Below are 23,056 nucleotides of genomic sequence, written 5' to 3' on the forward strand. Positions count from 1 at the left end.
TACTGAAACCAGGCATAACTTGTCCCGATTACTTTCGGGAGCATCGTTATGGTGAGTTGAAGTGAAGCAGCGGAGTGTCTTGTTTTGAAACAATTTCAATGTGTAATAGATTTTCTAATGCATATTGCGGGTTTAAATCAGCATTGTTTCTATAATAAAAAATACATATGAAAACTATCAAATTAAGTCTGCTAGCGGTCATCTTTTCTTGCCTGGCCTGCACAACAACCCCAGATGTAAAATGGGTAAGTACAACAGATCAAGACCGTTGGGTAACAAATGAAATTTCTTCCCCATCGAAAGAAGGATTGCAACATGTAGTTGTAAATATAGATACGGAAAAGCAGCAACAAGAAATAGAAGGTTTTGGCGGTTGTTTTAACGAAATGGGTTGGGAAGCGTTGAATATGGTTACGCCTAGCGAAAAACAACAGCTATTAAACGACTTGTTTAACACGGAAACAGGGTGTAAATTTAACTTGTGTCGTATGCCTATCGGTGCTAATGATTATGCAGTGAATTGGTATAGTCATAACGAAACACCTGAAGATTTTGCAATGGAGAACTTTTCCATCGAACGCGATAAGCAACGTCTGATACCTTACATCCATGAGGCTCAGAAACTGAATTCGCAGGTCAGAGTTTGGGCTTCTCCATGGTGTCCGCCATCCTGGATGAAACATAACAAGCACTATGCTTGTAAAGCAAATCCTAATGTAAACGATTTGGATCCTAAATTAAGTTCAACAGAAGAATTAGTTTCCAGGTTTATTACTGAGCCGGAGTATTTTAGAGCATATGCACTTTACTTCTCCAAATTTATAAAAGCCTACGCAAAGGAAGGAATTCCAATTGAGGCAGTACATGTTCAGAACGAACCTAACTCGGCTCAAAACTTCCCTTCTTGTGTATGGAAACCCAAAGACCTGGGGATTTTTATAGCGGACTATTTAGCCCCACAATTCAATGAGGATAACATTGAATCTGATATCTGGTTAGGTACAATTGAGCGTCCGCATATAGAAAGAGTAGACAGTGTACTTCTCTATAAAAATGCACTGGATATCGTAAAAGGAGTTGGTTTTCAGTGGGCCGGGAAAGGAGCTATTGAAAAAGTTCATGCCAAATATCCTCAAATGAGTTTAATGCAAACGGAAACCGAATGTGGAGATGGTTCTAACGATTGGAAAGCAGCAGAGTACACCTTCAACCTGATGAAACATTACTTCGAAAATGGTACCAATGCTTATATGTATTGGAATATGATCTTGGATGAAACGGGAAAAAGCCAGTGGGGTTGGAAACAAAATTCGATGATTTCTATTGATAGCCAAACAAAATCAATCACTTATAATCCTGAGTTTTATTTGATGAAACACCTAAGCGCTTTTGTGATGCCCGGTGATGTGAAAATAGATACTGACGGTAACGACCAAAACACACTGGCATTTTATAGCTCACAAACAAACGAAGTTAAAGTGTTGGCATACAATCCTAACAAAGAAAAGAGCTTGTTGCAACTTAATGTTAACGATAAAGTTGTGAAGGCTGAAGTAGATGCTAAATCATTTAACACTTTTGTGGTCGGATTGTAATTTGTTGTAAGAAATGGAAAGACGAGAGTTTTTAAAATATATGGGTGCGTCCTCAGTAGTACTTGGATTAACTTCTAATTTATGGGCAGGAGGGAGTAAAAGGTGCAAAGAGGAGGTTTGTCGTGAGGCATGGACAAAATTATGTGATTATAGAATCAAAGAGGCAGCATATGCATATGTACATCCACAAAAACGATTGCCGAATGTTTTTTTATATGGCGATTCCATTTCAATTGGTTACACGTTAAAGGTACGTGAACAGTTACAAGGAAAAGCCAATGTATTTCGAACTTACCGCAATGGAGGTGCCACTCAAAATTTTATTCCTGGAATGGAAAAGATGAAAAAAGCCATGTTTCAGCCTTACCTTAAAAATGGTTGGGATTTTAAATGGGATGTGATTCATTTTAATGTTGGCTTGCACGACTTAAAATATATGTCGAAAGGCAAATTGGATAAAGAGAATGGTAAACAGGTATCATCCATCGAAGGCTACAAGGAAAAACTCGATAAAATTTGTACATATCTAATGAAAGAATTTCCTACAGCAACACTGATATTTGCCACAACAACTCCGGTTCCCCAAGGCGCAGCAGGTAGGTTGGCAGGCGACAGTGTAAAGTACAATAAAGCCGCGTTAGATGTATTGGCCAAATACCCTTCTATTATGATCAACGATTTATATGCCTTTACCAAACCCAATTTTAATGAATGGTGCATTGAACCAGGCAATGTGCATTATAATGAAACGGGGAAAAAGGCTCAAGGAAAGGAAGTAGCACGAATCATCGCAGAAAATTTATACAACTAAAATATCTTCTTCCCTCAGTTTGCATGGGCTGGGGGAAGTACCATGCCAATGCCTTTACCATAGGATACGGCCGTCGCTGTAAGATGTGGGATATTAATTAGCTGTATATACTATTCCAAGAGTTGATACATCTTTAATAAATTTAATTAGAATGAAAAAGATACTATCCATATTAGCAATTGCATTAATCGCTTTGGCGGTGAAGGCTCAGGAGAAGTCACCAGCCTTTATTCCTCAACCGGAATCAGTGGTGACGAAGGAGGGCAGTTTTTTGCTATCCTCAAATACCACGGTGTATGTGCCAACAAAGTTTAAAAGTGATTTTCAGCCCTATATTGGTGAAAAGTTATTGAATGACACTGGAATAAAGTTTCAGGTTAAGTCAGGAACGCGAACACCTGCATCCAATTATATTCTATTTGATTTAACCAAAGACAAATCAATTGCCAAGGAAGGATATCAATTAGATGTTTCTTCTCAATCAATCATTATAAAGGCAAATACTTATGCCGGTTTGTTTTATGGTTTTCAAACTTTAAGGCAAACTATCCCGGTTAACACTGAAAGTTTTGAGCTTCCATGTTTGGTAGTTAAAGACCATCCTCGTTTCGAATGGCGGGGAATGATGTTGGATGTATCGCGCCATTTTCAATCCAAAGAATGGGTGAAGAAACAGATTGACATTTTTGCTGCCTACAAAATGAATAAAATGCACTGGCATTTAACCGATGACCAGGGGTGGAGAATAGAAATTGATAAGTACCCGAACTTAACTAAAAAAGGAGCCTGGCGTGCTGATAGAAGTGGTATTGCCTGGTGGAGTAGAGAATTAGCCTCACCTGAAGAGCCCAAAACAATAGGTGGTTTTTACACCAAAGAAGATATTAAAGAAGTCATTGAGTATGCACGTGTTCGAAATGTTGAAATCATTCCTGAGATTGATGTGCCCGGACATAGTAAGGCGCTGATTGCCTCCTACCCACATTTATGTTGCGTGGATTCCGCGAATTTTGAAGTGGCTACCGGAGGAAAAGCACCTGACAACGCCTTATGTGCAGGTAAAGAGACTACTTACGAATTTTTGGACAATGTACTTACGGAAGTCGCGGAATTATTTCCATCAGAATATCTTCATATTGGTGGGGATGAGTGTAACAAGACGAACTGGAAAAAATGCCCGCTTTGTCAGCAGGTAATGAAGGACAATGATTTGAAAGACGAAGAAGAACTGCAAAGTTATTTTATCCAGCGCATAAATAAGCTGGTAACTTCCAAAGGGAAAACCATGATTGGCTGGGACGAGATCTTGAGTGGCAAAGGAGCCCAGGGAGCCACCATTATGGCCTGGAGAAGAAATAAATACACGCCACATATTGATGCGCCTAAGGGAGGTTATCCAACCATTCAGGCATCATACAATCATTCCTATATCGCCCAGGTTCAAGGGCCAACCGATATGGAACCCGAAGGGCCTAAAGTAGTGTTGCCTCTATGGAAGGTATACAGTTATGAGCCTATACCGGAAGAGTTGACTGCCGCAGAAGCGAAATTGGTAAAAGGTACCGAGGCTTGTCTATGGGGCGAGTTTACGCCCACCGAATCGCACAGTGAGTACATGTTATACCCGCGCTCATTTGCCAATGCTGAAGTGGCCTGGAGTCAGCCAGAGTTAAAAGATTGGGCGAGGTTCCAGGGTGCTCTAGAGGCACATTTTCCACGTCTCGATCGCGATAAAATCAATTATTCGACAAGCATGTACACAGTGTATGCTCCTTTTGCAATCAATCAACTTAAAAATGAGGCCATAGTTTATCTCGAAACCGAGATGGTGGGTTACGATATTTATTACACGTTGAATGGAGATGAACCTACAACGGATGCCAGCAAATATGAAGGTGTGTTCAAAACAAAGCCAAGAACATTACTTAAAGCCGGACTGTTTGATAAGAAAGGCAACCTGTTAGGAAAAGTAACAGAAGTTAGGTTGAAGTAGAAAAGAACGCAGGGAAGTACCAGGTGAGAACATTTATAATTTACTTGAAAAGTTCACAAGCGTACATTTAATAGAGATGCAAATCAACCCCTGAGGGGTTAAGATGAATAGCACGGGGTTTTATTCCCGGTAAGAATAAGAAAACCAAACTGACGCATCATAGTCTTATTTAACAGGCAACGTGATTTTACATCGGAAAATAGATAAATTAAAGAAGAGAACTAGTGATATGCTTAGTAAAATAAATAAAAGTCTTCAGGGAATACTTCTAATACTACTGATAGCAAGTTTGGCAAGTTGTAGCCAGGAGCCGGAAAACAAGTTGCCAAACATTGTTTACATCATTTGCGATGACTTAGGTTATGGCGATGTGCAATGCTTAAATCCTGAAAAAGGAAAAATTAAGACGCCACAAATTGATGCGTTATCAGCTGAGTCGATGACATTTACAGATGCGCATTCTGGTTCATCTGTATGTACGCCAACTCGCTATGGTGTGCTTACAGGACGTTACGCCTGGCGCTCGAGATTGCAAGATGGTGTACTTGGCGGAGGTCAGGAGTTTGAGCCCTTAATTGCAGATGACCAGTTAACTGTACCGGCATTACTAAAAAAAGCAGGTTACCAAACCGCTGCCATGGGAAAATGGCATTTGGGTTTCGCGGTGAATGATGCAGAGGGTAATCCGGTCGATGTATATCAGGGTAAAAGGAGACCGGGTCCGGCGCCTGTTGGTTCAATAGTTCCTAATGGGCCAATTACCCGCGGATTCGATACTTATCTTGGATTTCATCACTCGGCATCCATGGAAACGGTGATTAAAGATGGTAAAGTCATTAAAAACATGCCAACCATTAAAATGTTGCAATTCCTGGGTAAAAACGCCAGTCAATATATAGCCGAAAAAGCAAAAGAAGACAATCCATTTTTTTTATACCTGGCACTGAATTCACCTCATACACCTATTGTTCCATCAGAAGCATGGCAGGGTAAAAGTGGAATGAGTCCTTATTGCGACTTTGTAATGGAAACGGATGACGTGGTAGGACAAGTTATTGATGCCCTAAAAGAAAATGGTGTTGACGAGAATACCCTTGTATTCTTTACCAGCGATAACGGATGCTCCTATCCTGCAGCAAGGGGAGGTAAACTGGAGAAAGAATTTGGTCACTATCCAAGTGCCCAATACCGAGGTTCTAAATCGGATATCTGGGAAGGTGGGCACCGAGTTCCTTTTATCGCAAAGTGGACCGGTAAAATTGAAGCAGGATCTAAAAATGACCATTTGATCTGTCTAACCAGTTTGTTGGGCACTTGTGCTGAAATAACAGGAATACAAATTCCGGAAGACGCAGGAGAAGACTCCTACAGTATACTTTCAATGCTGAAGGATAAGGAGGTAGCAAGTCCTTATGAGGCAGTAATCCATCATTCCATTCAAGGAAAGTTCTCCATACGCAGAGGAAAATGGAAACTGGAATTGTGCCCTGGTTCTGGCGGTTGGTCGGGACCTAACGATAAACAAGCCAGAAAGCAGGGGTTACCTGAGATACAGCTCTACAACCTGGAAAATGATGAGGCAGAACAAAACAATGTATTCCAGGATTATCCTGAAGTTGTAGAGGAATTAAAAGCGGAACTTGTTAGCCTGGTAGAAAATGGACGAACCACCAAAGGAGCCGTGAAACAAAATGATGTTGAAGTAGATATCTATAAGTCAGATAAATAATATCCTAAGATTATGGTAGCGGTAAGAATGAGCAAATTTATAAGTGTGGGCTTTTTATGGGTGATGGTGTTGAGTTGTTCACCAAAACCGGATAAAGAAGCTGTTGATTATATCGACCCGATTATCGGGGCCATTACTTACGGAAAAAAAACAAAGGATGCACACGGTTTCGGTAAGACCTTCCCGGGGGCAGCTACACCATTTGGATTGGTTCAGCTAAGTCCGGATACATATACAGGTGGAGATAATGGAAGTGGTTATTCGTACGAACACCCAACCATGGAAGGTTTTAGCTTTACTCACATGAGCGGTGTGGGCTGGTTTGGCGATCTGGGTAACTTTTTGGTTACACCAACGGTGGGAGAACTGATTACCAACCGGGGAATTCCCGCCGAGCCAGAAGGAGGATATCGTTCCAGATATACTCACGATACGGAAGTAACGGAAGCAGGATATTACGCTGTAACCATGGATGATTATAAGGTTAGAGCCGAACTCACCGCGGCTCCACGTGCCGGAATCATCCGTTTTACCTATCCCGAAAGCGACAGTTCGCGAATTCAAATAGATTTGTCGCGCAGGGTTGGCGGTACATCCACAGAACAATATGTTAAGGTTGAGAACGAAAATACAATTTCCGGTTGGATGAAATGTCCACCTGAAGGAGGCGGTTGGGGTGCCGGAGCCGGTAAAGCTGATTATGTCGTATATTTCTGGTGCCAGTTTAGCAAACCTCTTGAAGATTATGGCATCTGGAGCGCAGATATTCCTGACGAAGGAAGGAAAATGCGACATATTCGCAAAGAAGCCTATCAAAATGCGGTTAAAAATGCTCCCCGTTTTGAAAACGCAAAAGAAATGCAGGGAAAACACCTTGGCTTTTACTCCAACTTTAAAACCACCGAAGGGGAACAGGTTCTTGTAAGAAGTGGAATATCCTTTGTGAGTGTTGAAGGTGCCAAAGAAAACCTGGAACACGACATCAACCACTGGAATTTTGATAAGGTACGTCAGCAAGCAAGGAATTTATGGAGCGATGCGCTTAAAAATGTGAAAGTTTCAGGCGGCAGTGAAGATGAAAAAACCATTTTCTACACGGCGCTTTACCATACCATGATCGATCCTCGGACTTTCTCCGATGTAAACGGAAAATATATAGGTGCAGATAAACAGGTACATCAAACCAATGATTTTACCTATCGTACCATTTTTAGCGGTTGGGACGTGTTCCGATCTCAGTTTCCGCTTCAAACCGTCATCAACCCTTCCATGGTGAATGATGAAATCAACTCCTTATTGCAAATGGCCGAACTGAGCGGCAGAGCGTATCTGCCCCGCTGGGAAATGCTCAATTCCTATTCAGGTTGTATGTTGGGTAACCCTGCGGTTTCTGTTATTGTGGATGCGTACGAAAAAGGAATCAGAAATTATGATATCGACAAGGCTTTTGAATATTGTAAAAATTCCGTAGATACATTTACAAATGAACCTCTTGGATTTATTCCTAAAAAAGTATCTATGACTATGGAATACGCGTATTCTGACTGGTGTATGGGTAAGTTTGCCGAATCGTTGAATAAACCAGAAATTGCTGAAGAATATTATAATCGATCTGAAGATTATAAGAATTTATGGAGCGACGAGGTAAAATGGTTCAGAGCAAGAACTGCTGATGGAGGGTGGACCGAATGGAAAGGGAAAACTACTCACGGACAAGGATGTATCGAGAGTAATCCTTATCAGCAGGGATGGTTTGTTCCTCATGATATTGAAGGTTTAAAAACTCTTATGGGTGGGGAAGCGGCTTACAGGGATTCGTTGATTTCTTTCTTTGAAAAGACACCGGGCGATTTCTTGTGGAATAACTATTATAATCATCCCAATGAACCTGTGCATCATGTGCCTTTTATGCTGAATACAGCTGGAGTGCCATATCTTACACAGAAATGGACACGCAGAATATGCAGTGCTGCCTATGGAACAGATGCTTATGGACTTTGTGGAAATGAAGATGTAGGTCAGATGTCTGCCTGGTATGTGTTAGCAGCCATGGGTATTCACCCTATTTGTCCGGGAGATAATATTTATCAGATAACCAGTCCTGTATTTAATAAGATTGAAGTACAGTTGGATGAAAAATATTATTCAGGTGAAACTTTTACTATTGAAGCGAAAAATAATTCACCAGAAAATATCTATATCCAATCCATGAAATTAAACGGTGAGCTGTTAAATCGTTTCTGGATAACACATGAAGAAATTGTTTCAGGTGGAGTATTGGAAATGGAGATGGGACCAGAACCAAAAATTTAAAAAATAGAGATGTCACTCTGTACGGGAGAATGGTGTAAGGAACGGGGAGAAGGGTATCAACATGTGAATCAAAGAATAATACAAGCTCCAACAGAGCGTAGTCTCATAGCCAAGTCTGATAGGAGTGTATATAAATAATGTCAATTTAGCATTTATTGGTGTGGTGAAAAAAATATTAAATGGCTATGAAAAACCGGCATTTTATTCTTACACATAGACTATGGCTCTATTTTTCATAGGAATTTTTAGATTAAATGATAAAACAACTATAACATTATAAAGAAATGAAGAATTTAATTTTAATTGCGGTATTCTTGGTATTGGGATTTACTGCACAAGCACAGCAGTATTCATTTCCAATGGATGAATATACGCCAACAGAGGGGAATCTGGAAGCCCGTAAAGAATTTCAGGACATGCGATTTGGCATGTTTATCCACTGGGGTATCTACAGCATCCTTGGCGATGGCGAGTGGGTAATGTTGAACCAGAAAATACCTTACGACAAATACAGTCGTTTGGCCTCGTTCTTTAACCCTATTGATTTTGATGCCAAGGAGTGGGTAGAGATTGCCAAGTCGGCCGGAATGAAGTACATCACTATTACATCCCGCCACCACGATAGTTTTAGTATGTTCGATACCGAAGCTTCGGATTACAACATTGTGGATGCAACGCCTTATGGTAAGGATCCGTTAAAAGAGTTGGCCGAAGAATGTAAAAAAGAAGGCATTAAACTAAACTTTTACTACTCGCTTTTGGATTGGGCTCGTGACGATTATGGTTTCGGGAAGAAGATTGTTGATGGCAAACCTGTTGATACGGATTGGGACAGTTACATCGAGTTTATGAAGAAGCAGTTGACGGAGTTGCTGACCAATTATGGCGAGGTAGGCTGTATCTGGTTCGATGGCCACTGGGAACGTAAAACCGTGGATTGGAGATATAACGAAATCTATCAACATATTCATCAGTTAAGTCCAAATACCTTAATTGCCAACAACCATCACTTGACACCGATCCCGGGAGAAGATATTCAAACATTTGAAAGGGACCTTCCTGGTGAGAACAAAGGTGGCTACAGTGCAGGTGTAAAGGTGAGTGAACTTCCTTTAGAATCTTGCGCCACTATGGCTAAATTCTGGGGTTTTGGGTTAAACGACAAGAACTTTAAATCCACGAAACAAATCATCCACTTCTTAGTAAAAGCAGCCGGTAAAAACGGAAACCTGTTGTTGAATGTTGGACCTATGCCAAACGGCGAAATTCAGCCCGAATTTGTGGAGACCTTAAAAGAAATTGGTGAGTGGACCTCAAAATATGGTGAAACCATTTACGGAACACGAGGCAAAGTAACAGGAGCTCAGGAATGGGGAACCATCACGGCTAAAGATAAGGATCTGTACGTCCATATTCTAAATCCAACATATAACGACTATATCTTTATTAAAAATCTGGATCTAAAAGTGTTATCTGCACAAACTTTCGATGGGCAAAAAATCAGGTTCAAGCAAATTAAGGAAGGTGTATTCCTTTATCCGGGAGAGATTGATGCAGATGCTCTTGATACAATTATCAAGCTTAAAGTAAAATAAAGAGCAAAGGGCAGCGTGCACAAAACAACCGCATTTACAGAATATTTCACCTTAAATCGCATCAAGCACTGAAAAATGAAATGGACACGCCTATTTGTTTCAGTAGATTAAGTGGTTAATAAGGAAAAATGAAGTGTTTGTTTATTTAATACTTTTACCCTTGCTGGGGGCATAGAGTAAAAAACTGTGGTATTATTTATATACTAAGCAATATACGCTCTGAATTACTCAAATAGAAAGATACCAAAATTGATAGAAATGCTGAAGTTTAAACTTTTACTCTGTGTATTAACCTTTATGATCTTGCATAACAGCTTTGCACAGGATACAATATCTTTAAAAAAAGGATTGGTTGTGGGAGCCGTTGATATAAGTTCGCGCTCAGTAGTAAATACCGATCCCGTTTTTTATCAATTGATTACCAATAACGATTTTAAGCCACAGTTAAACGATTCTGTTGGTGTTAACCGTCACGGAGATACTGAACGTTGGGACACAATTTCTGCAAACGCAGAAGGATTGTTTAAAACACCTAAACTGAGGGGAGGTTATTTATTCCAGACCTATAACTCTCCTGAAGAATGTATCCGTATTCTTGAGATTTCAGGCCACAGAGAGGTATTTGTAAACGGGAGTCCCCGAGGTGGCGATATATACAATAAGCACCTGACTTTTCATCCGGTTCAACTGAAAAAAGGCAAAAATACTTTCCTGGTAAAAGGCTCCAGGGGTCAGGTCAAAATTCAATTATTTCCGGTCGAAAAAAACATCTCCTTTATGCAAAGGGACTTAACTACGCCGGATTTTATCACTACGGAAGACAATGAGAAAGTGGGGGCTGTTCGAATTTTAAATGCCTCTTCCCAGACCCAAAAAAGTTTAAAGATTGTTGCCGAGAGTAATGGAATTAAAATAGAGACGAATGTGTCAACAATCGTTCCATTGACCATGCGAAAAGTAGCTTACTGGGTTAAGGATGCTTATACCCGGAAAGATACAGTGGATGTAAATCTGAAGCTGTACGACGGAAATGAGCTGCTGGATGAAACAACAGTTCGCTATAAAGTTAGAGCCAAGGATCAGTTTTATGTGCGAACGTTTATTTCGGATATGGATGGCAGTGTGCAGTATTTTGCTGTTCGCGAAAGTAATGTTGATACATTGACAAATCCGGCCATGTTCCTATCCTTGCACGGTGCTGCGGTGGAGGCACGCGGTCAATCGGCAGCATACCAGCCAAAAGAATGGGGACATATAATTTGTCCAACCAACCGCAGAGATTACGGATTCGATTGGGAAGACTGGGGACGTTGGGATGCCATGGAAGTGCAAAAGATTGCGGAAAACATGTATGGCACGGATCCCGAAAAAACATATTTAACCGGACATTCAATGGGTGGTCATGGAACCTGGCAAATTGGAGCTACCTTTCCTGGAAAATGGGCTGCCCTTTCACCAATGTCGGGCTGGTATTCATTTTTTTCGTATTCAAATAAGGAAAAACTGGAAGAGCCAGATCCTTTACAGAAAATGTTTGAAAGAGCAAGCCATTCAAGCCATACGCTGGAATTGTCCAGAAACTATCTGCATCATGGGATTTACATTCAGCATGGGGATTCAGACCACGTAGTCCCGGTGGGTCAGGCTCGCTTTATGAGGGAGCACCTAAGTGCCTTTCATCCTGATTTTGCCTACTACGAACATCCCGGAAGAAAACATTGGTTTGGGATAGATTTTCCTATGATATTCGATTATTTTAAGTGGCACAGTATCCCTGAAAATGAAAAGGTAAAAACATTTGAATTCAGAACGGCAAGCCCCGGGGTTTCTGCAAGTAGCCGTTTTATCACGCTGTACCAACAGGATAAACCCTTTGAGTTTTGTGGGGTAAAAGTGTCTCAAAGAATCCCGACCGAAAAAGAAATCAAACAGGGCATTGTTCTTAAGACTCGTTGGATTGATATTGAAACAGAAAATCTATCCAAGTTCAAGCTCGATATTACACATTGTGCCCCATCGGATACAGTTGAAATTAGAATTGACCAAACAAGCTTTGAGCATGCTGTTGCTGATGTGGGCGAGGTTGTTTGGTTTGAAAAAGAGAATGATAACTGGAGAATACGCCAGGCACCAACGAACACCTTTGAAAAGAACCCGGTTCGTTACGGGAATTTTAAGGATGGCTTCCGTAATAATATGATATTTGTGTATTCAACCAAAGGTACAGAAGCTGAAAACAAGTGGTCGTTTAATAAAGCCCGTTTCGATGCTGAAACTTTTTATTACCGTGGTAATGGTTCTATTGATATTATTTCCGATAAAGAATTTAAAGCATCCAAATATAAAGACCGTTCAGTAATTCTTTATGGAAATGCGTCTACCAATGCTGCATGGAAAACGCTATTAAAAGACTGCCCGGTACAAGTAAAAAACGGAGAGGTGATAGTGGGCGATAAGTTATTGAAAGGAAATAGCTTGAGTGCTTATTTTATTTATCCGCGAATGGATAGTGAAAAAGCCTCGGTAGTAGCAATTTCCGGTACGGGAATGGAAGGGTTTAAGGCAGCATCGCCAAATAGGTACTTTGTTTCAGGAGTGGGCATTCCCGACCTGATGGTTTTTACTCCATCACTTTATAACAACGGAATTAAAGGTGTGAAAGCTGCCGGTTATTTTGGAAATGATTGGAGTGTTGAAAAAGGGGATATTGTTTGGAAATAATGGAATTGAAAAATGATGGTAAGCTTTAACAATATTACTCGATTATTCGTTGGATGGCTATTTTTAGTATTATCGGGATGTAATAGCGAAAATCAAAATCAAAAACCCAATTTAATCTTTATTCTGGTTGATGACTTAGGGAAAGAATGGATTCCCAGCTATGGAGCAACCGAGATTGAAACTCCCAATATCGATAAATTGGCAGCCAATGGAATAAAGTTCAATAAAGCATATTCGATGCCGCAATGTACGCCAAGTCGAATAGCACTAATGACCGGGCAGTATCCGTATACCAGTGGATGGGTTAATCATTACGATGTGCCACGCTGGGGACATGGTGCAAACTTCGATGCGCAGAAAAATCCTGGTTTTGCAAAGGTGCTTCGCGAAGCTGGCTATAAAACTTGTGTTGCAGGGAAATGGCAGGTCAATGATTTTAGGATTGAACCGGATGCCATGACCAAGGCGGGCTTCGATGAATATTGTATGTGGACAGGTTATGAAAGCAATAATCCACCAAGTGAAAAGCGATACTGGGATCCATACATCCATACAAAAAAAGGGAGTAAAACATATACAGGCCAGTTTGGCCCCGATGTTTTTTCTGATTTCATTATCGATTTTTTACGCGAAAACAAAGCGAACCCAATGTGTGTGTATTACCCTATGGTGTTAACACATACCCCATTTGTACATACCCCACTCGAACCAAATGCAAAAACATTCTATGAGAAGCATCTGGCCATGGTTCGATATACCGATTTTATTATCGGTAAGATTGTTGATGCTCTTGAGGAATTACAAATTTCAGATAACACCTACCTGATATTTACAACCGATAATGGAACAACCAATAAAATTATTGGCAAACGCGATTCGGTTTATGTTAGAGGCGGTAAAGCATTCTTAACAGAAAATGGTGTAAATGCACCTTTGATTGCAGTTACACCCAAAAAGTTAAAAAAAGAATCAAATGCATTGGTCGATTTTACCGATTTTTACCCAACCTTGCTTGATTTAGCAAATATTGAAAATAATTCCGGGTTTATAACGGATGGGGTGTCGTTTGCAAATGTTTTAACGGACAGAACGTATGAAGGAAGCCGTAATTGGGCATTGGCTATGGGAGGACTACCTGCAGTGATTACCGAGGACAGTCTGGTACAGAATAGGTTTGAGTTTAGAGATCGCGTAATCAGAACCCCAAAGTATAAGGCCTATGTTGATACCGTAAAGCAGGTGGTGCGACTTTTTGATATGGAAAAAGATCCTTATGAAACGACTAATTTGATCGATCAAGAAGAATTAGAGTCAGTTGTTGGTCAGTTTAATGAGATACTAAAGGATATTCCATCTGTTGATAATAATCCGACCTATAAAAGGTTAGAATCCAATGGGAGCGATGTTTCAATAGAAATGCTGCAAAATGGAGCTAAAAGAACAAGAAAAAGGGGGAATATGCTTCCTTTATCCAATCACGAAGCATTTAAAAAAATGAAGGAAAATCGTAAATAATTTGTTAGTAACTTCCAATGAATTGCTGTCCCGATAGCTCTCGGGTATTAAAATTCATCTGGAGTTAAATCTAACAAATGAAAATAAATTAGAGTATATGAAAATAAAAGTTGCAATAGGTATATTGTTTGTCCTGCTATTCAATTCATGTTCGGATTCGAAAACAAAAAAAACAGAAAAACCGAATATTATTTTCCTTTTTGCCGATGATCAGTGCTATAACACTATCAATGCATTGGGCAATAAAGAAGTGATTACGCCCAACTTAGATAAACTGGCGGGTGAAGGGGTAACATTTACCCAGGCTTACAATATGGGGGCTTGGCATGGTGCAGTCTGTGTAGCCTCAAGGACCATGATCAATAGTGGGCGCTTCGTTTGGAACGCAATGACCATCGAAAAGCAACTGAAAGAACCGGAGGTACAATCGCAACTTTGGGGCAATTTAATGAAAGAGGCGGGTTACGATACGTATATGGCCGGAAAATGGCACGTAAAAGCTATAGCCGATAGCTGTTTCGAGACTTTGGGGACAGTAAGGGGAGGAATGCCCAAGCAGACCAAAGAAGGATACAACCGTCCATTAAGTCCCGAAGATACTACCTGGAAACCTTATGATACTGCCTTTGGCGGGTTTTGGGAAGGCGGTAAGCACTGGAGTGAGGTGCTGGGCGACGAAGCCATCGGATTTATTGACCAGGCTAAAGAAAAAGAGAACCCGTTTTTTATGTACATCGCCTTTAATGCGGCACATGATCCTCGCCAATCGCCCCGGGAATTTGTGGATATGTACCCTCTGGAAAATATCTCAACGCCTGAAACTTACATGGACAAATATCCTTATGAAGATCAAATAGGATGTGGAAAGGGACTTCGTGATGAGCGCTTGGCTCCCTTCCCAAGAACCGAATATTCGGTAAAAGTTAACCGTCAGGAGTACTATGCTATTATTACGCATTTAGACCAACAGATTGGAAGAATATGGGATGCCCTCGAAAAGTCGGGTAAAAAAGATAATACGTATATATTTTATACTGCCGATCATGGATTAGCTTGTGGTAACCATGGTTTAATGGGCAAACAAAATATGTACGAGCACAGCATGCGCCCTCCTTTAATGGTAATTGGCCCTGATTTGCCTAAAGGCGAAAAAGTAGATATGGATGTCTATTTGCAAGATATTATGCCATCGTCACTAGAGTTGGCAGGAGTTGAAAAACCAGCGTGTGTTGAATTCAGTAGCTTGATGGATCTGGCGCGTCAGAAAAATAACGAAAGTGCTTATCAAGCCATATATGGATGCTACAAGAATCTCCAGCGTATGATCAAAAAAGATGGCTATAAGCTGATTGCATATCCAAAAGCCAATAAACTATTACTGTTCGATTTGGAGAATGATCCTTTGGAAATGGAAAACCTGGCAGAGAAAGAGGAATATCAAACCAAAGTAAAAGAACTCTTTTTAGAATTGGTAGAATTGCAAAAAAGCATGAGTGATTCGCTTGATTTAGAAGAGGTATTTACGGCATTGTAACATGAACTCTTCTAATAATTTACCCTGTCGGAAGCGGACGGTACAATGGCTAAGAAATTATTTGTTTTATTCGGCCCAGGGGGCGGATAATAAGAACCAAAGATACCGAACTTGCTTCGGGATCAGTACGACTTGAGTATTTTAGGTTGCTATATTCCTAAAATATTTATTATTAATAACATAAAGTAACAAAACGTTTATTTATAAATATTATGAAGAAATTTACATTACTTCTGTTTATGGTTGCCTCCCTGCTGGCATCCTGCTCGAACCCAACCTTCAAGCAGGAAGAAATTTCGATTATACCTAAGCCTGTATCTTTTGAACTAAAAGAGAGTTCATTTAGGTTTGAGTCAAACACTTCAGTAACCATTCTTGATATAAGCGCCCAAAAAGCTGCAAACTATTTGGTTGGAAAATTAAAAATGGCAGCAGGTTACAATTTGGATATTGAAACTGATGCGGCTGTCAATGGAGTTGTATTTAAAAAGGTAGATATGGAGCCTGAAGCATATCAGCTGGAGGTTACTCCGGAGCAAATTGTTATAACAGCATCTGACGAATCCGGATTTTTTAATGGGGTTCAAACCATTCGACAATTATTACCTTCACAAATAGAGAGCATGGAAAAAACCAAAGCAGATTGGCTGGTTCCATGTTGTGTGGTTGAGGATGCTCCCCGTTTCTCATGGAGGGGCATGCACATGGACTTCAGTCGTCATTTTTTTGATGTGGAAGAGGTCAAAGAGTTTCTGGACTACATGTCATTGTATAAGTTAAACACCTATCATATGCACCTTACGGATGACCAGGGATGGAGAATTGAAATTAAGAAATATCCATTGCTAACAGAAAAAGGTGCCTGGAGAATTGAAAATAACCAGGACACCATTTGTAATGAGCGCGCGGTTGAGAATGAGTTGTACACTATTGATCCTAAAAACTATCGCGAAAAGGATGGCAAAAAGGAATATGGTGGATTTTTTACCCAGGAGCAGATAAAAGAAATTATAACATATGCCGATGAACGATGTATTACAGTAGTTCCGGAAATAGATATGCCGGGACACTTTAAAGCAGCTATCGATAACTATCTGTTTTTATCGTGTACCGGAGAAGCAGGGTGGGGTAGAGTTTTTTCTACGCCTGCTTGCCTGGGGAAGGAAACGACTTATGAATTTATGGAGAATATATTGGCTGAGGTGGTTGAATTGTTTCCATGCAAATATGTTCATATTGGTGGTGACGAGGTGAGAATTGAGTCCTGGGAAGAGTGTCCTAAGTGCCAAAAAGAAATTAAAAAGCACCATTTGGCCGATGAGCATGAGTTGCAGTCTCATTTTAACCGAAGAATAGAAAAGTTCCTGCAGTCAAAAGGTAAGCAATTGATGGGTTGGGACGAGATTGTTGAAGGTGGATTAAGTGAAGGAGCCACTATGATGTGGTGGCGTAACTGGGTTCCCAAAGCACCTAGAATTGCGGCCGAAAATGGAAACGATATGGTGATCACACCAACAGCAGCATACTATTACGATTACTTGAACGACCACAACCCAATTGACAGGACTTATGCTTACGAACCTGTTCCGGATGACTTTACGCCCGAGCAAACCAAGCATGTGTTAGGTATTCAGGCCAACCTTTGGTCAGAGTGGATCCCGAGTTTTAAAAGATTGCAATATCAAGCTTTTCCTCGTTTAATTCCTATGGCCGAAACAGCATGGACTGCAAAAGAATTAAAGGATTTTGATGACTTCAATGCACGTATTCAGCATCATTATAGTCGTTTAGACGAAATGGGCGTTTATTATTACATTCCTGCGGTTAAGGGACTGGACAAAGATATCGTATTTGTGGATAGTGTTTTGGTGGAGCTAAACCTGGCGTATCCGCACAATGGAGCCGAGATCTATTATACCCTGGATGGTACGGTCCCCACCAGGAACGCTTTGCGATATACCGAACCGATTGTTGTAAGCAGTGAAGGAGAAATAAAAGCCAGAACCTACAAAGGGGAAATATTTAATGATCTAATAACAGCAAAAATAGAGCGGCAAAGCTATCAGGAAGCCTCTGATTATATTCCCGGTAATAAGGGTATCAAAAAATACTTTTTAAAAGGTAAGTATAAATCGATGGATGACATCCACGTGTCGGATTCGAGTCCTTATATACAAGCAGATACAATTCAATTGGGACAATATGGCGAAGGAACCGATTTCGCAATCGTGTACAAAGGATTCTTAAATGCTGATAAGGATGGTATCTATGAGTTTGAAATGAAATCCGATGGAGAAAGTCTTTTATATTTGGGGAATGAGTTGGTTATCGATAAAGCAACTGAAGAGCGAAATCCCTATAAGAAGTATGAGAAGGTGGCGCTTAAAAAAGGGTGGCATGCTTTTACCGTGAAATACTTGCCAAGTACAAAGCCCAAGGCCATTGAAGTAAGATATGCCTTGCAAGGAGAGAAGTTGCAAGGGTTTAATACTGCGGTTTGTGCCTATTAAATATCAAAATTCTATAAAATGAAGAACCAGCTACTTTGGTGTTTAGTAAGTGTATGGATGCTAGCAAGTTGTTCGAAGCATTTGGTTACGGATACAAGTAAAAGAAACCAAATCCAAAAGAAGTTTGAGCAGCGTTGCGAGCAGTTATTACATAATAGGCAATCGCAATTGCTGCATGTTTTCGATGCGGATTTAAGCGTTACAGAAAGAGAAGCCCTTGAGTTTCTGTATGCCTACGAAACGTTGAGTGATTTAAGCAATTACGATTCGGATTACTATTTGCAACAAATTCGCTATGCATTTAAAGCGCGGGAAACATTTTCGTGGGGCAAAAAAGTAAGCAATGATGATTTCCTACATTTTGTATTGCCACCGCGGGCAGGAACCGAAAACATGGATTCCGCCAGGGCAGTCATTTTTAATGCGCTCAAAGACCGGGTTAAAGGTTTAAGCATGAAAGATGCTGCGCTGGAGGTGAATCATTGGTGTCACGAAAAAGTAACCTACACGGGTACCGATGCCCGAACCTCAGCGCCCCTGGCAACAATCAAAAATGCCAAGGGACGTTGTGGCGAGGAATCTGTGCTAACAGTAACTGCTTTAAGAGCAGTAGGGATTCCTGCCCGTCAGATTTATACACCTCGTTGGGTACACCAAGATGATAACCATGCCTGGGTTGAATTTTGGGCCGATGGACATTGGTATTTTATGGGCGCCTGTGAACCGGAGGCCGATGTGAATCAGGGATGGTTTGTTGAACCAAGCCGCAGGGCAATTTTAACGGCTGCGCAAACACCAGGTCACTATGCCGCATCCGATATTATTTATAGGCGTGAGAACTATACGCGCCTGAACCAGATTTCAAATTATGCAACCGCAAAAGATCTTTTTGTAAAGGTGGTGGACAAAGAGGATAAGGCTTTGGAAAAAGTCGAAGTTGGATTCCTGGTTTGTAACTATGCCGAATTGTATAACCTCGCATCCTTAAAAACGGATAAAAAGGGTATCTGCAAACTAAAACTGGGTTTGGGAGATGTAATCGTATGGGTTTGGAAAGAGGATGAGTTTGACTTTAAAAAAGTATCGGTTGCAGAAACCGATACCGCAATAATCGTTCTTAATGGAAGTGATTTTTCTGAAAGAGTGATGGACATAGACCTGGTTCCTCCTGCCAAAAAAATACCCTTAGAGGTATCGCCTGAAGGTAAGGCTTTAAATAAAATTCGCTTGGCATATGAAGATTCGGTGCGAATAGCTTATGAAAAAACCTTTATGACAAAAGAACATGCCTTTGCACTGGCTTCAAAAGAAGGTTTGGATAGCACAAAGGTTTGGGAAAAGATGAAAAAAGCCAGGGGGAACTGGAGAAATATTCAGCAAGTTGTTAAACAAACCACTGCTGAACGTAAAAAATGGGTATTACCCTTATTGGATAAGATATCTGAGAAAGATTTAAGGGACGCGCCTGCCCCGGTGTTGTTGAGTCACCTGCAGCATTCGCCGGCTTACGACCATCGATATAGTGAAGAAGATTATGCAGAGTATATCTTAAATCCAAGGATAGCTTTAGAGCAGCTATCAACCTACAAAGCTTTTTTAAAATCCCGGTTCAATAATGATTTTTGGTCTGGTGTCAAAGAAGACCCCGGGAAAGCGGAAGAGTGGATTCTAGAAAATATCAACATTGATAAATCTGAAAATTATATTTGGGTTCCTTCCATTCCACAAGGTGTTTTCGAAATGAGAACATGCGACCTTGGTAGTGCAAAAATTCTTTTTATAGCCATGTGCCGTACTGCTGGATTAGCGGCCCGAATAGATGGGGTTACAGGGATAGCCCAATACAAAACCCGTGATAAGTGGGTGAATGTGCATTTAGGAGAATCACAACCTGAAAAAGCGGAAGCGTTTGGAAGCATTCACTTGGTGGGTGTTGGATTGAAGGGGCAAACTTGCAGCTACTTCAAGCAGTTTACACTAGCCAAGTTTGAGAATGGAAGCTATAAAACACTTGAGTTCGATTTTAAAAGGATGTTGACCGAGTTCCCGGAGAAACTTGATTTAGCGGTCGGTAATTATCTGTTATTCACGGCAGAAAGAGAGAAGAATGGTACCCTTCTTTCTCGTTTGTCGTTCTTTACCATTAAAAAAGACGAGCACAAAATAGTGGAGCTTACGTTAAGAAATGATACCAAACCCATAGAATCATTAGGTAAGTTTTATTTCCCCGCAGATTTAATCCTTTCAGACCAACAAAAGGAAAAACTCCGGGATTGTTCAATAAACAACGGAACGGTATTGGTTTGGCTCGACCCGGATAAGGAACCTACCAAACATGTATTGAAGGATTTTGAAGGACTGAAACCGACTTTTGACGTGTTGAACATCCCATTCATTTTTATTTTGCCCAACGATGACAGGGCTAAAGTATTTAATCCGGCAGAATATCAACTGCCCGCAAATGCTGTTTTTGTGAACGATGATGTTTTGTTAAAAGATTTTGAATCGGCAACAAATAGTAATTTCGACGACCAATTACCCGTGTTAACGTTGTTGTCTGCCAACAATGATATATTCTATTTGTCTTCGGGATATAAGATTGGTGCCGGCGACCAACTTTTAAAAGTCATAAACAAATACCAGGAATAAAATGGACATTGCAATAAATTAAAATTTTATGATTAAATGTTAAAAACATAAGATGATCACTGAAACCGCGATGTCCCAACCTTTGCCATACAGGTCTGTGTCTTTCGGTTTATCTTGATATTTAAACTTTTAAGATATGAAAAATATAAAAATAGCCTTGTTGTTCACGTTGTTATTTGCAGTCGTGCCTTTGTACGCCAGTGGGGCTAAAGATATTACCAGGGAAAAGCCTAACATTATTGTCGTGATAACCGATGACCAGGGGATGGGAGATCTGGGATGTATGGGGAATCCTTATATCCAAACACCTAATATCGATCAATTTTACTCCGACGCAGTCAGGTTTACCAATTATCATGTATCTACCACATGTGCTCCTACACGCGGTGCATTAATGACAGGAAGGCATACCAACCGCTTAAATGTGTTTCATACGATTACAGGGCGATCAATTCTCTTTGAAGATGAAATCACGCTTCCTCAGGTTTTTGCTGAAAATGGGTATACAAACGGAATGTTCGGAAAATGGCATCTGGGAGATAATTACCCTAATCGTCCTGAGGACAGAGGCTTTCATGAAGTAGTACGGCACGGAGGCGGGGGCATTACCCAAGGACCTGATTACTGGGGGAACGATTATTTTGATGACACTTATTGGCATAATGGACAACCTCAAAAGTATGAAGGCTACTGTACTGATGTATTTTTTGAAGAAGCCTTAAGCTTTATCCAAAAAAATAAGGAGAATCCTTTTTTTTGTTACATTTCAACCAATGCACCACATGGCCCTCGTAATGTCCCTGGAGAATATTTTGATAGGTATATTGAAAATAAAAACCTTTCTGAGAAAGAGCAACGTTTTTATGGTATGATTACCAATATCGATGACAATTTTAAATTGTTGGAAGAAAAACTGGATGACTGGGATCTGACTGAAAATACCATTCTTATTTTCACAACCGACAATGGTACTGCCGCCGGACAAAAAGTCCATAATGCTGGTTTACGGGGACAAAAAGGCAGTGTGCTAGAAGGTGGGCATAGAGTGCCCTTATTTATCCGTTGGCCTAATGGTCAACTTACCGGCGGTAAAGATATTGATAAGTTAGTTGCGCATTACGACTTATTACCAACGTTTGTGGATATGCTTGACCTGGATTTTAATCCGGCAAAACCCCTTGACGGAAAAAGTCTTAAGCCCCTTCTGTATAATGAGGGGAGTAAATGGGAAAACCGTATTTTATATGTAGATACCCAAAGACGTCAGAATCTGATTAAATATCGTAATTATTCGGTCATGGATCAGGATTGGCGTTTGGTGAATGGCAGCGAACTATACAAAATGGCGGATGATCGAAAACAGAACAATAATGTGATTGATCAATATCCTAAAGTAGCAGAGCGACTATCTGAAGGTTATGAGAGGTGGTGGCAATCGATTATGAGTGAAGGCCCTAATGAAAAATATGCGTATATAAAGGTAGGTTCGTGCAAAGAGAACCCAAGTCGCATTTCGTCGCATGATATGTTTACAGGTAAGTTTGGGCATATGTGGCACCAGTATGGCGCTGCTTCCGGAGCACAGGCTTCTGGAAAATGGAAAATTGAATTTGTAGAGGATGGAGAATATAAAATTAGCCTTCGCAGATTCCCCCGTGAAAGCGGACTGGCGATTAATGAGACCTTCGCGGCCCAGGAAAAAACGATTGAGCTGGAGGCTGTAATGCCTGCCAGTACAAAAAATGATTTTGTAGAGGCTTATTTATACGTGGCTAATCTTACAAAAACACTGAAAATTGAAAATGGGCAAGCGGAAGTATCTGTTACCGGAAGAATACCTGCAGGCAAATACGATATGGAGGCTCAGCTGATCGATAAACAAGGAAGGGTGCATCCTGCTTATTATATTTATATTGAGAGATTAACAGAAGGTAACAGTTCAGGAACTTCATTATAAGAGAGGTGTTGGAATCTGGCCGTTATTGTTTGACAAAAAAAGACAGGATAATCATTGCTCCTCTGCCAGATTTGAATTATTGTTCAGGGGAAACATTAGAATAGATAATCAGCAAAAAGATAAAACAGTATTAC

At 40.5% G+C, this 23,056-nt stretch carries 12 protein-coding genes; all 12 read left to right on the forward strand.

What is annotated here, in order from left to right; all coding sequences use genetic code 11:
• The first annotated feature begins 167 nt into the window (after positions 1-167).
• The 12 genes from ACT29I_RS05465 (at position 168) to ACT29I_RS05520 (ending at position 22,922) form a co-directional block, all read left to right on the forward strand.
• Entirely contained in the window at positions 168-1,595 is a 1,428-nt protein-coding gene (locus ACT29I_RS05465; RefSeq protein ID WP_430933478.1) for a glycoside hydrolase family 30 protein, read from the forward strand.
• Between the two features lie 13 nt (positions 1,596-1,608).
• Complete coding sequence (locus ACT29I_RS05470; protein ID WP_444792868.1) at positions 1,609-2,406, forward strand: SGNH/GDSL hydrolase family protein; 798 nt, start codon at positions 1,609-1,611, stop codon at positions 2,404-2,406.
• Positions 2,407-2,557: 151 nt separating this feature from the next.
• Positions 2,558-4,399: a beta-N-acetylhexosaminidase gene (locus tag ACT29I_RS05475; protein ID WP_444792869.1), complete on the forward strand. Its 1,842-nt coding sequence runs from the start codon at positions 2,558-2,560 to the stop codon at positions 4,397-4,399.
• Positions 4,400-4,628: 229 nt separating this feature from the next.
• A complete protein-coding gene (locus tag ACT29I_RS05480) occupies positions 4,629-6,128 on the forward strand; it encodes a sulfatase-like hydrolase/transferase (protein ID WP_444792870.1) in 1,500 nt (499 codons plus the stop codon).
• Between the two features lie 12 nt (positions 6,129-6,140).
• Complete coding sequence (locus ACT29I_RS05485) at positions 6,141-8,441, forward strand: GH92 family glycosyl hydrolase (RefSeq protein ID WP_444792871.1); 2,301 nt, start codon at positions 6,141-6,143, stop codon at positions 8,439-8,441.
• Positions 8,442-8,725: 284 nt separating this feature from the next.
• On the forward strand, positions 8,726-10,036 hold the full coding sequence (locus ACT29I_RS05490; protein WP_444792872.1) for an alpha-L-fucosidase: 1,311 nt from the start codon (positions 8,726-8,728) through the stop codon (positions 10,034-10,036).
• A gap of 258 nt (positions 10,037-10,294) precedes the next feature.
• Positions 10,295-12,757, forward strand: coding sequence for an alpha/beta hydrolase-fold protein (locus ACT29I_RS05495; protein ID WP_444792873.1), 2,463 nt, complete (start codon positions 10,295-10,297; stop codon positions 12,755-12,757).
• Between the two features lie 12 nt (positions 12,758-12,769).
• Entirely contained in the window at positions 12,770-14,272 is a 1,503-nt protein-coding gene (locus ACT29I_RS05500; RefSeq protein ID WP_444792874.1) for a sulfatase-like hydrolase/transferase, read from the forward strand.
• A gap of 97 nt (positions 14,273-14,369) precedes the next feature.
• Positions 14,370-15,806: a sulfatase-like hydrolase/transferase gene (locus ACT29I_RS05505; protein ID WP_444792875.1), complete on the forward strand. Its 1,437-nt coding sequence runs from the start codon at positions 14,370-14,372 to the stop codon at positions 15,804-15,806.
• A gap of 212 nt (positions 15,807-16,018) precedes the next feature.
• Complete coding sequence (locus tag ACT29I_RS05510) at positions 16,019-18,316, forward strand: family 20 glycosylhydrolase (RefSeq protein ID WP_444792876.1); 2,298 nt, start codon at positions 16,019-16,021, stop codon at positions 18,314-18,316.
• 18 nt (positions 18,317-18,334) lie between these two features.
• Positions 18,335-20,965 carry a transglutaminase-like domain-containing protein gene (locus ACT29I_RS05515; protein ID WP_430933467.1) on the forward strand — a complete coding sequence of 877 codons (2,631 nt, stop codon included), beginning with the start codon at positions 18,335-18,337 and terminating at the stop codon, positions 20,963-20,965.
• A 136-nt stretch (positions 20,966-21,101) separates the two neighbouring features.
• Positions 21,102-22,922: an arylsulfatase gene (locus ACT29I_RS05520; RefSeq protein WP_430933466.1), complete on the forward strand. Its 1,821-nt coding sequence runs from the start codon at positions 21,102-21,104 to the stop codon at positions 22,920-22,922.
• The last annotated feature ends 134 nt before the right edge of the window (positions 22,923-23,056 follow it).

Source organism: Saccharicrinis sp. GN24d3 (assembly GCF_052400645.1).
In the GTDB taxonomy this organism is placed as follows: domain Bacteria; phylum Bacteroidota; class Bacteroidia; order Bacteroidales; family Marinilabiliaceae; genus Saccharicrinis.

Bases quoted from the DNA above. Each gene is read 5' to 3' on its own strand.
- ACT29I_RS05520 (WP_430933466.1), top strand. From the start codon at position 21,102: ATGAAAAATATAAAAATAGCCTTGTTGTTCACGTTGTTATTTGCAGTC.
- ACT29I_RS05515 (WP_430933467.1), top strand. From the start codon at position 18,335: ATGAAGAACCAGCTACTTTGGTGTTTAGTAAGTGTATGGATGCTAGCA.
- ACT29I_RS05475 (WP_444792869.1), top strand. From the start codon at position 2,558: ATGAAAAAGATACTATCCATATTAGCAATTGCATTAATCGCTTTGGCG.
- ACT29I_RS05485 (WP_444792871.1), top strand. From the start codon at position 6,141: ATGGTAGCGGTAAGAATGAGCAAATTTATAAGTGTGGGCTTTTTATGG.
- ACT29I_RS05495 (WP_444792873.1), top strand. From the start codon at position 10,295: ATGCTGAAGTTTAAACTTTTACTCTGTGTATTAACCTTTATGATCTTG.
- ACT29I_RS05470 (WP_444792868.1), top strand. From the start codon at position 1,609: ATGGAAAGACGAGAGTTTTTAAAATATATGGGTGCGTCCTCAGTAGTA.
- ACT29I_RS05500 (WP_444792874.1), top strand. From the start codon at position 12,770: ATGATGGTAAGCTTTAACAATATTACTCGATTATTCGTTGGATGGCTA.
- ACT29I_RS05480 (WP_444792870.1), top strand. From the start codon at position 4,629: ATGCTTAGTAAAATAAATAAAAGTCTTCAGGGAATACTTCTAATACTA.
- ACT29I_RS05490 (WP_444792872.1), top strand. From the start codon at position 8,726: ATGAAGAATTTAATTTTAATTGCGGTATTCTTGGTATTGGGATTTACT.
- ACT29I_RS05465 (WP_430933478.1), top strand. From the start codon at position 168: ATGAAAACTATCAAATTAAGTCTGCTAGCGGTCATCTTTTCTTGCCTG.
- ACT29I_RS05505 (WP_444792875.1), top strand. From the start codon at position 14,370: ATGAAAATAAAAGTTGCAATAGGTATATTGTTTGTCCTGCTATTCAAT.
- ACT29I_RS05510 (WP_444792876.1), top strand. From the start codon at position 16,019: ATGAAGAAATTTACATTACTTCTGTTTATGGTTGCCTCCCTGCTGGCA.